Below are 11,418 nucleotides of genomic sequence, written 5' to 3' on the forward strand. Positions count from 1 at the left end.
TCCGTGAGGTGGATTAGGGCTTGATCCGGATCTTGTTCGGCTTCCACAGCCCGCTGTGTACCTCGGACCCGTACTCGATCTGGGCGGGTTGTGCGTCGACGAGGGTCTCGAACTTACGCAGCGAGCCCCAATCTCTGCCCCAGTCCTTAGACAGGTAGGTCGGCATCACATGCGCGCGCAGGAGCAGATCGCTGATCCCCAGCAGGCCGCCGTTCTCGCCGTCCTCCCAGGTATCGGTGTCCTTGCGCTTCTGGTCGTAGTCCGGGGTGATGCGGAACTCGGGGATCTCGGTGATCCCGTACTGGTGCAGCATCGGCTGCTGGCAGGGGAAGACGAGCCCCACGGTCCAGTCCATGAGCACCGGCCGCTCGCTACCCACGTACTCCTGCAACGACTTCAGCTCAGGCACCCGCGGGGGGGCGAAGGCCAGCCAATCGCCCGGACTCAGCGAGAGGTCAACGGCCACGATGCGTACGGCGGTGGCGGTATCCGGGATATCCGAACGTGCGAAGCGCAGGTTGCGCCAAGACGGGGCGGGGCCAAGGTCATAGGGCGTCAGCCGTCCGGCGGGTGCGAAGGTGCCGTCCGGTCCGGCCGTGCCGTACTCCAGTTCCAATGTCTGCCCGGCGATGGTGCCCTTGACGTTCTTGGCCGCAATCGTTCCGGCAGCTGTCACCACCACCAGCGGGTGGGCGGTGTCACGGGCCGGTAGCTCATACCAGTCGGAGGTCGCCTTCGCCTGCTGTTGCGGGCCGACCCGGTAGGTGCCCACGATCGGCACTCGCGCCGGATCCAGCCCGTAGGGCAGGCGCACGGTGGAGCCATTGATTCCCGGAGTCTTGTTGCGGTCCTTGGAGTCCCAGTCGTAATCGGTGCCCGGGCGCGAGTCGTTCATCCGGATCGACTCGGCGACGATCTTGTCCGGTACTCCGTCAGGTGTGAATCCGGAGGGATTCGCGCCGCCGAGCGGGCCCAGGGGGCCCGATGGTGCGCCAATGGCCTGCAGCAGACCGGCATTCGCGTCGGATTCGACCAGAACGTCGTCGGCCAGCCCGCACCCGCCGGCGAGCTCACGGATGTTGGCCCAGCCGTTGGAGTACGACGGGTACTGACGAACGACACCGATCGCCAGCTGGCAGATGGACGTCAGCACCATGAACCCGGCCGCCCAGGCCACCGGGGCCGAGGTGATGGACCTGGTCACCCGGTTGTCCTCGTGCCGGGGCGAGAAGTGCAGCCATGCCGCGTAGGCCACAGCGAGCGCGAGCAGCGCGAAAAATATTGTGCTGACGCTTATTCCGGCGATCTTCGGCATGCTGCTGTTGAAGGGCACGCCGAAACTCGATACGTACCACCAGCCGGCCGCGCTGGCCCAGCTCAGTGCCAGCACGAACAGCACGGTCGCTACGACCGCCATCCTGTTGCGGCTCCAGCGCAGTACCTGTGGCGATACCAGCACCGTGGCCAGCGCCGCTACCGCGGCTCCCAGGGCGGCGAAGAGCCCGAAGTGGTGTACCCACTTCGTCGGCGCGAACATCAGGAAGAAGATGGTGCCGAACACGACGCCCAGCACGCGCCAGGCCGGTCCCCGGGCGACACCGGGAACCCTCTTGCGGCGCAACAGGATGAACATCGCGATGAACAGGCACGCGGCGATGAGCAGGAACCCGAAGCGTCGCGACACCGAGCCGTCCACGGTCGGCAGGAACATGTAGTAGTACCGCAGGTTGTCGGTGTACCACGCCTGGGACGGACCGATCGCGGTGCGAATCCGGGTGGCCTCGATGACTGTCGCCAGGGTCTGGTCGGAGAAGATCACAGGCAGGATGACCGTTCCCGCGGCCAGCATGGGCGACACCAACGGCCAGGTGCCCACCTGACGATGCTTCGTCACGATGATCCGCAGAATCGGCCGGCCACCGGCAAGCAGGGCGGCGACGGCGATCAGACCCGTCGGCTGGATCCCCAGAGTGAAGGCCGCGGTGACGATCGCCAGCGCGGCCGGGGTCAGCCGGCGCGAGGTGATGGCGCGTTCGATGAGCACCCAGGTGATCAGCGATCCGACGGCGATCTGGCCCTCGGGGCGCAGGCCGTTGTTGAACGGGAACCACGATGCGAGCAGCACAAAGCCGGCTGCCCAGGCCGCGGGCTTGCTGCGGGCGACGGCGGGCCCCAAGCGGGGCAGCACTTCCCGGCTGATCAGCAGCCAGCAGACCAGTGAGGCCACGAGGTCGGGCAGCCGGATCCATAGGCTGATATCGCTGAACTTCGTCATGATGGCCAGCAGGTTGTAGTACCAGCCGAAGGGGTCCTCGGGGCTGCCGAACCAGCGGAAGTAGTTGGCCATGTACCCGGCATGCTCGGCGGTACGCGCCATGCCCATCTGGTAGCCGTCGTCCGAAGATCCCGCGCCGATCACGTACCAGAGCACCAGGCTGCTCATGATGACGGTATCGGTGAGATCGAAACGGCGCCATCGGGTGGGGATGACCCGCCGCATGCGATGACCGTCGGTCTGGTCGATTCGCCACAGGGCCAGCAGCGCGATGATCGTGGAGACGATCGCGCCCACCATCGCCGCCAGCTTGAGAAGCGTTGGGCTGGAGGAGAACCTGTTGTCGATATGGGCGGTGAGGCTCAGTCCTGCCGGAGCCGGGCCGGTGAGCTGAGTGAAGACCCCGACGATCTGCGGGCGCAGATTGGGATCGGGGAATCCCGACTTGAGGTCAGTGCTCTTGTCGGCACCGTCGCCGCGCAGCCCCTCGAAGGTCGCGTACGTGCCCTTGTCCGAGGAGGTGATGACGATCTGCCGGCATTCGGGCGAGGCGACCTTGGCGCGCGGAGCGGTCGCGATGACCACGTTGCGGTCGGTGATGTCGACGCGTTCCTTGGAGACCTTGACGAACAGGCCTTGTAACGCAGCCTCTTTGCCTTCGGGAGGCGCGGTACTCAGGATCACCGCGCCCTCGGCGGGCGCCGAGTTGATCACCGCGCACGGCACGGTCACGGTCATGTCCATGGGCGTCTGCGCGATCAGCGGCGCGGTGACGTTGTTCAGCTGTCCCTGCTGCGGCCAGTTGAGGGTTGCGGTGGACACCTTGACCGGCAGCAGGGGGATGGAGACGCTCAATACGAACCCGAGCAGACCGAAAACTGTTGCCGTCCAGCGTGCGATGTTCAGTTTACGGGCCTCAGGGGAAGTGTCTGTCACGGAATGCTGTGTCATGGCAGGGCTCGAATCGGTCCGTTGCGGGTCCAGCCGTTCACGACGACGGTGCCCTCAGTGAGTTGTGCGTTGGGTGCCAGGTCCGCGGCGACGACGGGCTCGTACTTCTCGATCGAGCCCCAGTCGCGGTACCAGTCATTACGCAGATAGGCCGGAACCGAGGAGGTTCGCAGCAGCGCGGTGGTGAACATGAACGGTCCGCCGTCCTCGGCCGACATCCACATGTTCGACGACGTCGCGACCTGCTTGTGCTCGGGCATGACCCGGAACTTGGGCAGCTCGGCGACCCCGAGGCGCTCGCTGAACGGTCGCTGGCATGGGAAGTTCTGCGCCACGGCCATATCCAGTAGCACCGGAGTATCGGAGCCCAACAGATCCTGTGCGGTCTTGAGGGTGGGTACCCGGGGTGGGGTGAATGCCAACCACTGGTCGTTGGACAGGTTCGGGTCGTCGGCGACTATCCGAACCACGTTGGCCCCTGCAGGAGCGGTCTTGGTGGGGAACCGCAGGTTGCGCCAGACCCGCTGCGGCCCAATGTCGATCGGGTAATCCTGGCGAAGCGCGCGGATGCCACCGGGACTGCTCTGGTCGCGGATGCCCCACTCCAGCTTGAGCGACTGGCCGTAGTTGATCTCCGGACTGAAGGTGCCGTCTTGCTGGAACGACCAGATCGCTCCGGCGGCCGAGATCACCACCAGTGGGCGATCCGGGCTGGGCGGGGGAAGCTCGTACCACGAGGACTTCAGATGCGCGGCAATCGAATTCTCGCCGTAGCTACCCATCACCGGAGTGCGGGCGGGATCGAGTCCGAATGGCAGCAGTGCGTTGGAGCCATTGATTCCGACGGGCCCGATACCGCCGGTGGTCCCGGCCGCATCGCTGACCTCCATGATCGGCGCGTTGGGTGAGGCATCGGAGTTCACCAGGCCCGGCTTGCCGATGACGGGCAGCGAGGTCATACCGGTCTCCACCGCATCGGGGGTGAAGCCGATGGGATCGGTGCCGCCGAGGGGGCCGTACTTGCCCGCCGGCTGGCCCGGAACGGGTTGCAGCAGGCCCTCATTGGCGTCGGGTTCGACAAGGACGTCGTTGGCCATCGCGCACGGGTTGCCGGCCAGGGCCAGCAGATTGGCCTTGCCGGTGGTGTAGGTATCGCTGCGTGCGTAAACCCCCTTGGCCATGGAGGAGACCTCGAGTATCACCATGATCGCCGCCACGATCATCAGCGGTGTGGAGGCCAGAAGCCGGTTCCTGCGGGTGTTCTCGACCTCGGTGTGCCCGGCGTAGTCCAGGCGGAAGTGCAACCAACCAGCCAGCAGGGCGGTGACGATCGACAGCGCCAGGAAGATCGTGGTGACCGGTTGTCCGGCGATGACCGGTTGCTTGTCGAACCACGGCACGCCGTAATTGCCGACGTAGAACCAGCCGTTAATGCCGGAGGTGGACCACGCCAGGATGAACAGCAGGGCCGTGACGTATAGCGCCAGGTTGCGTCGTGAGTGCAGTCCGACCCGGGCGAACGTGAAGGCCGCGACCGCGCCGAGTGCACCGGCCAGCCCGGCGAAGACGCCGAATTGGATCGCCCATTTGGTGGGGGTGAAGGTGAGTAACAGCAGCCCGATCGCGGTGCTCCCGAGGAGTCGCCACACCGGTCCGCTGGCCAGGCCCGGAAGTACCCCGCGGCGCAGTAGCACCGCGAGTGTGCCGAAGAGGCAGAGCAGCAGGGTGAACACCGCGATGCGGCGTGTCAGCGAGCCGTCGACATTGGATTCGACGGTCAGGAAGTAGTAGCGCAGAAATTCCTGGTACCAGGCGATCGTCGGGCCCACCACATACTTGATGCGGGCGGATTCGGCGACCGTGGCCAGTGTCTGGTCCCGGAAGGTGAAGGCCAGCACGCCTGCGACCGATGCCGCCAGCACGGTGACGGGGGTGAATCGTCCGTACCGGACCCGCCGTACCGAGATCACGCGGGCAATGGCCCGTCCGCCGGCGAGTAGCGGTCCCAGCGCGATGAGGCCCTGCGGAGCGACGGTCGCGGTGAGCAGCGCCGTCACGATAGCCAGAGCGGCGGGGGATAGGCGCCGGGTCGCGATGGAGCGCTCCACCAGGATCCAGGTGACCACGGTGCCGAACACGATGATCGGTTCGGGCCGCAGGCCATTGTTGAAGGGCAGCCAGGCAGCCAGGAAGACCAGTGCCGCGGTCCATACCGCGGTGCGGCTCGCGGCGAGCTGTTCACCGAGGCGGGGCAGCATCTTCTTGCGCAGGATGTACCAGGTGCCGATGCCCGCGAGAGTGGCCGGCACGCGCATCCAGACGCCCACCGTGCTGACTTGCGTAAGCCAGCTCAAAAGGGTTGCGTACCAATCGAATGGAGAGGCCGTGGCGCCAAAGTAGCGGTAGTACTCGGTGACGTATCCGGCCTGATGGGCCACGCGCGCCTCGACCAGGACATTGCCGTCGTCGGAGGTGATGGCGCCGATGACATGCCAAAGAAGAAGTGTGCCAACGACTCCGACATCGGCGACGCCGTTGGTCAGCAGAGCCGCGCGGTCAGGCAGCTTGAACGAGCGCCGGGTGGGTCTACGTGCACCGCGGTCCAGTACGGCCAGTGCTCCGATGGCGATGGCCACCGCGGCAAGGCCGAGAATCAAGGCCGCGAGCTTCAAAGCGGTTGGGCTGGTGATGAACCGGGTGTCGACCACCACGTGGGCTGTCGGCCCGCCCGCCGCGGGCACCTTCAGGTCGGTGAACAGGCCGGTCACCTGAGGCTTTTTCTCGATGGGCAGGGTTCCGTTGGCGCCGGGGAGTCCGGCGAAGTTGGCACCCACACCGCCGGCATTGGCCCAGATGTCCAGCGAGGTGCAACCACCGGATTCCACCGCCTTGCGTGGGGCGACCGTCGCGACGTTATCGCGGAAGGCGACCACCACCAGGTCGGAGGTCGCGCGGACGAACAACGCGTGCCGGCTTGCCTCGAGCCCGCCGTCGGGACTGGTCGAGAGCACCACACCGCCGCTGGCGGGCAAGGTCGCGATGGCAGCGCAGGGGATGTGCGCCTCGAAGGACAGCGGTGCGCCCGACACCAGCGGTGCCGTGATGCTGGTGATATTCCCGTCGGCCGTGACTCCCTGAGGCCAGGTGATGTCGACGGTGGACTGGCGGACCGGCAGCAGGGGAACGAGCACACACAACAGCACACCGATGGAGGCCGCAGCCAATGAAATCAGACGTGCCCGCTGGGCTGTACCTGCTGTCGCGGACTTTGAAAGCGGCGAAGGCACGAGGGCGATGGTATGTGACGAAGCTTCGGGCGCCTCAATGCAGCGCGCCCGGTTGGCCGGATTGAGACCTCACCAGCTGGATACGTATTGATACCTTGGTAGAAGTATCAAAAAGTATCCACGCTGTCGGACGCATCTGATACTTGTTGATACAAGGCAGCTCAGTATCGATAAGTATCAGGTGGAACACGTATGCAGCCCAGCCCGTACACACCAGGTCAGGTGGCGCGCGACGTGGTCGGGCGCACGGAACAGCTTGCCGAGATCGGTGAGCGGCTGATGTATATGACCGAGCTCGGCCGGCTGATCGGGCGCATCCGCGTCGACACCGGCCCACGTGGGGTGGGAAAGACTTCCCTATTGCGCGAGGTGCAGCGCGATGCGGAGGCGCGTGGCGTGGTGACGGTGTGGGTCACCGCCGGAGGAGATGAGCCGCTCGCGTCGGCCATCGCGACGCAGATCCGCGTGCGGGGGGCGGCGTGGAAGAAGAAGTCACGCGGCCGCCTGCTTCGCGCCATCGATCAGGTCAACTTTACGGCCGGCGTACCGGGTGTGGCCCAGATCGGTGCCACCGTCAAACCGGCGCAAGGCGGCCAGGCCGAGTCGTCGTTCAAGGAACTGATTGTCGAGACCGTTACGGCCGCCCGCGGGGAGGGACACCGCGGACTGGTGCTGCTGATCGACGAGATCCAGGACGCCGACCGGGCCGGGCTTCGTACGCTGGCCGTGACCTGGCAGGACCTGCAGGCCGAGGCCGCGGCCCTGCCCGCCGGGGTGTTCGCGGCGGGTTTACCGCAGACGCCCGAGATCATCAGTGCTGCGGCGACATTCAGTGAACGATTCGCCTATCGCACGCTGCAGCGTCTTGGCGCCGACGCGTCTCGGGTGGCGCTCGTCAAACCGGCCGGGGAAGCGGGAGTCGGGTGGGCGCCGGATGCGCTCGATGCCGTTATCGCGCAGACGAGCGGGTATCCGTACACCCTGCAGCTGTACGCCGACGCCGCATGGGCGCGCGCGGGTTACCCGGATCCAGGGGGTCAGATCCGGATCGCCGACGTGGAGCACGCCGCCCGACAGGTCGCCGACGATATGGATGCGCTGTTTCGCGCGCGCTGGAACAACGCCACACCGGTGCAGCGGCGCTTCCTGTCGGCGATGGCGCAGGCGTTGTCCGATGATCGCTCGGCCAGCAGGGCCGATATCGCGGCCGCCATGGGCCGGGATTCGCGGGCGATCAGCGCCGCCCGCGCCGCACTCATCGATAAGGGCTTGATCGCCGTCGCGGGCCACGGACTTCTCGAGTTCACCATCCCTGGCTTCGCGGGTTTTGTTCGCGCTCAAGAGGGCTGACGCAGCGTCGGCGAATTAATCGTTGTGCGGCGACTTCTCCCGGACCACTCCGGAGCGCTCGCACTTGGGATCGACCTTCACCGGGTGATACGGGCAGGGCTCACTGCCGGCTACGGCAGGGGAGGCCGCCACCAGGGACGTCGTCAAACACACGGCCATCGCGAACTGCCGGACCATCGCAGGAACCTTCCTCGGGGATCTCTTTGGAGACAACCCCATTGAAGTTGGTGGGCCCTGCTACTGGCTTCCGATAAGTTGCCAGTCTCTGTCGGAAATCGGCCAGGTTTCGGCGCTGATGCTGCGCGCTATCGACTCTTACGCAACGGCGCGGGTGTCCAGAGTCCGCTGTGCACAGCGGTTCCGAGCTGCAGCTGTGCCACGGTGGCATTCCGGTAGTACGGCGTAAACCGTTGCAACGCACCCCAGTCGCGGAACCAGTCGTTCTGCAGATAGGTCGGTACCGGAGTGGCCTTCAACAGCAGCTCGGTGATGCCCAGTGGGCCGCCACCGAGGTAGTCCATCACCGGCGAGTTGGCTTCCGCGCCGAAGCGGTCGGGGAGGATGCGCCACTTCGGGATCTCGATGACCCCGTTCTTGTGGTCGAACGGCCGCTGGCAAGGGAAGGCAAGTCCCACAAGCCAATCCAGGAACACCGGATCGGCGCCCACAACGGCCTGCAGTGAACGCAACGACGGCACACGGGGCGGGGTGACCGCGATCCAATGTTGCGGTGCCAAGTCGTCATCGGTGACCAGCAGCCGGATTCGGGTGGCGCTCGTCGGGATGGCATCGCGAGACATCCGTAGGTTTCGCCAAGCCGGGGAGGGGCCCAGGTCGGCAAATGATATGGCGCCCATGACCTTTCCGTCCTCACCGGCGAACTGCGCCTGCAGCTCTACCGGGTCGAACCGGCCCGCGGCCGCCAACACGACCAGCGGCTTGGTGGCGTCCTTGGGGGGCAGCCGGTACCACGCCGACTGCAGCCGGGCGGGACGTTGACTGCCGATCTGATAGCTGCCCATCACGGGGGTGGTCTCGGGCCTGAGGTCGAAGGGCAGGCGTGCCCGTGATCCATTGACACCCGCGACGACGGTGGTGCCGCCCTCGGTGCCTTCCTGGCTGCCGTTGACGTTGTTACCGCTCTTGTCGCGTGCGACGAAGCTGTCCGAGGCCTGGGGGTTGTTCTCCTCGTCGGCCGAGACATCCGAAGGAATCCCGTTGGGGTCGAACATGATGTTGGTATCGGCGGCCAGTGCCTGCCCGATCGGGGCGTCGATCGGTTGCAGCATCCCGGCGTTCGGATCCTCCTCGACCAGCACGTCGTTGGCCAGCCCGCAGCCGTTTCCGCGCAGTGCGTCGAGGTTGGAACGTCCGACCGACCAGGCCGGGTACTGGTTGACCATGCCCGCGGTCAGGGAGAAGACCGACCAGATGACGACGATCCAGGTGCCGACCGCCAGAGGAGACTCGGCGATGCGTGCCAGCACCGGATGCACGGGTGTGCGGCCGGGGTGGTCGCGGCCGGTGAAATGCATCCATGCCGCTGTCAGAATGGCGAGCACCGACAGTCCGAAGAAGACGGTGCTGATGCCGAAGTGCCATTGCGGGAAGGAATTCGACCACGGCACGCCGAAGTTGGAGACGTACCACCACCCGTTCACGCTGGAGAACGAGAGGGAGAGGACGAACAGCACGATGGCGGCGTACAGCGTGCGGTTGCGTGGTGAGCGCATCGCTGCGGCGGTCACGGCCACGGCGGCCAGCGCGCCCAGTGATCCCGCCAGGCCCGCGAACACCCCGAAGTGGTGTGTCCACTTGGTGGGAGTGAACATGATCGCGATGAACGAGATCAGCGTGATGCCGATGATCCGCCGGCTGGGGCCGCTTGCGGTGCCGGGGATCTTGTTCTTGCGCAATGTCATCGCCACGGCCACGCCGAGCGCGATGAGCAGGGCCAGCACCGGGAATCGCCGGGAGATCGCGCCGTCTGTGGTGGGCAGGAACAGCCGTTCGTAGCGCACGTGTTCGTCGAACCAGTTCAACGACGGTCCCACGGCCGACTTGAGCGCGTTGGCCTGGATCTCACCGACCAGGGTTTGATCCCGGAAGATGACGATCAACGTGACCAGTCCGGCCGCCAGGATCGGTGCCAGCAGCGCGGCATAGCCGAATCGTTTGGCGCGCTTGCCCACGATGGTTCGTAGTGGTCCTATCGCGACCAACAACGCACCGATGGAGGCGATACCCGTTGGTCCGGAGAACAGGGTGAGCGCACCGATGATGCATGCGACCGCGGCGGGAAGGAGCCGGTTGGTGGCGATCGATCGTTCGACCGAGCACCACGTCAACAGGATGCCGACGGCGATGATCGGTTCGGGTCGCAGGCCGTTGTTGAACGGCAGCCAGAACGCCAGGAACATCGCGGCCGCCGTCCAGGGCACCACCGGATTGGTGCGCGCGGCGTGGCCCAGTCGCGGGATCACCTCGCGGCTGATGACGGCCCAACAGAGCACGCCCATGATCAGGGTGGGCAGCCGCATCCAGACGCTGGCGGTGCTGATGTGCGCCCAGAGGGTCAGCAGGTCGTAGTACCAGCCGAACGGCGACTCGGGGGTGCCGAACCAGCGGTAGTAGTTGGCCATGTAGCCCGAGTGCTCCGCGACGCGGGCCATGGTGAGGATGTAGCCGTCATCGGAGGTGTTGGCGCCCACGAAGTGCCACCACACCAGTACCGCGCCGACCAGCGCGTCGAGGGGTCTGGGCTTCCACCAGCCCTCGGGCATGAAGCGCTTGTGCTTGCGCCCGTCGGCCGTATCGAGAGTGTGCAGCGCGATCAGCGAGATGCCGGTCAGCAGGACGCCCAGGATCATCGCGATGAACTTGATGACGGTGGGGGAGCTGCTGTAGCGGGTGTCGACGGTGGCGGAGAGGTGCAGGCCCGCCGGAGCGGGTCCGGACAGGTCGGTGAACACGCCGACGATCTGGGGCCGGAAGTCGTACCCGCCGCGCTCCCCGGCGCGGGGCTGTCCGGGTTTGGCGTCCTTGGGACCCTGCGTCAGGCCGACGAACTGGCCGGTCACCTTGTCCGAATGCGCGATGACTTGGAGTTGTTGGCAGTTGGGGCCGGTGACCTCGGACAGGGGGGCAGAGACCACCGGCACATTGCGCACGATCACCACGAGGTCGCCGCCGATGCGCTGGATCAGCATGCCGCGGTCCACCGCGTTGGGCGCCTGCTTGGGCACGGTCGAGAGCAGCACGGTGTTGTGGCCCTCGAGCCCCTTGGCCGCCGCGCAGGGCACTGTGATCGTGAGGTCGGTGGGTACGTACCCGATGAGGGGCGCGTCAACACTGGTGAGGGTGCCGTTCTGCGGCCAGTTCAGCTCAGCGGTGTCCTGCCGGACCGGCAGCAGCGGAGTGGCAATGGCCAACACTGCGCCAAGAAAACCGGTGACGATCGCGATCAGCCGGGCCCTGCGGTAGTCGCCGTCGCCGTTGCCGGCGACCTTCTCCGTCGCGTTGCCCTGAACCGTCACGGAGGAAGATGTTAGTTGG

At 66.1% G+C, this 11,418-nt stretch carries 5 protein-coding genes; 1 reads left to right on the forward strand and 4 read right to left on the reverse strand.

All coding sequences use genetic code 11. The features are described from left to right. Positions 1-13: 13 nt before the first annotated feature. A complete protein-coding gene (locus HBA99_RS01005; RefSeq protein ID WP_070951685.1) occupies positions 14-3,226 on the reverse strand; it encodes an arabinosyltransferase domain-containing protein in 3,213 nt (1,070 codons plus the stop codon). Next, the gene (locus HBA99_RS01010) at positions 3,223-6,513 is read right to left on the reverse strand and encodes an arabinosyltransferase domain-containing protein (protein WP_070951684.1); all 3,291 of its coding nucleotides are present in this window, start codon (positions 6,511-6,513) and stop codon (positions 3,223-3,225) included. Before HBA99_RS01010 ends, HBA99_RS01005 begins: the two co-directional genes overlap by 4 nt. Before the next feature lie 192 nt (positions 6,514-6,705). Between HBA99_RS01010 and HBA99_RS01015 the strand changes: the two genes are divergently transcribed. Next, a complete protein-coding gene (locus HBA99_RS01015) occupies positions 6,706-7,863 on the forward strand; it encodes an ATP-binding protein (protein WP_070951683.1) in 1,158 nt (385 codons plus the stop codon). Positions 7,864-7,878: 15 nt separating this feature from the next. On the opposite strand, the gene HBA99_RS01020 is transcribed toward HBA99_RS01015, so the two are convergent. Next, positions 7,879-8,040, reverse strand: coding sequence for a hypothetical protein (locus HBA99_RS01020; protein ID WP_044104916.1), 162 nt, complete (start codon positions 8,038-8,040; stop codon positions 7,879-7,881). Between the two features lie 128 nt (positions 8,041-8,168). Further along, the gene (locus HBA99_RS01025; RefSeq protein WP_030096098.1) at positions 8,169-11,399 is read right to left on the reverse strand and encodes an arabinosyltransferase domain-containing protein; all 3,231 of its coding nucleotides are present in this window, start codon (positions 11,397-11,399) and stop codon (positions 8,169-8,171) included. Positions 11,400-11,418: the final 19 nt, after the last annotated feature.

It is taken from the genome of Mycobacteroides chelonae (genome assembly GCF_016767715.1).
GTDB classification, from domain to species: domain Bacteria; phylum Actinomycetota; class Actinomycetes; order Mycobacteriales; family Mycobacteriaceae; genus Mycobacterium; species Mycobacterium gwanakae.

Coding starts and splice junctions, on each gene's coding strand:
- HBA99_RS01005 (WP_070951685.1), bottom strand. CDS start 3,226: ATGACACAGCATTCCGTGACAGACACTTCCCCTGAGGCCCGTAAACTG.
- HBA99_RS01015 (WP_070951683.1), top strand. CDS start 6,706: ATGCAGCCCAGCCCGTACACACCAGGTCAGGTGGCGCGCGACGTGGTC.
- HBA99_RS01020 (WP_044104916.1), bottom strand. CDS start 8,040: ATGGTCCGGCAGTTCGCGATGGCCGTGTGTTTGACGACGTCCCTGGTG.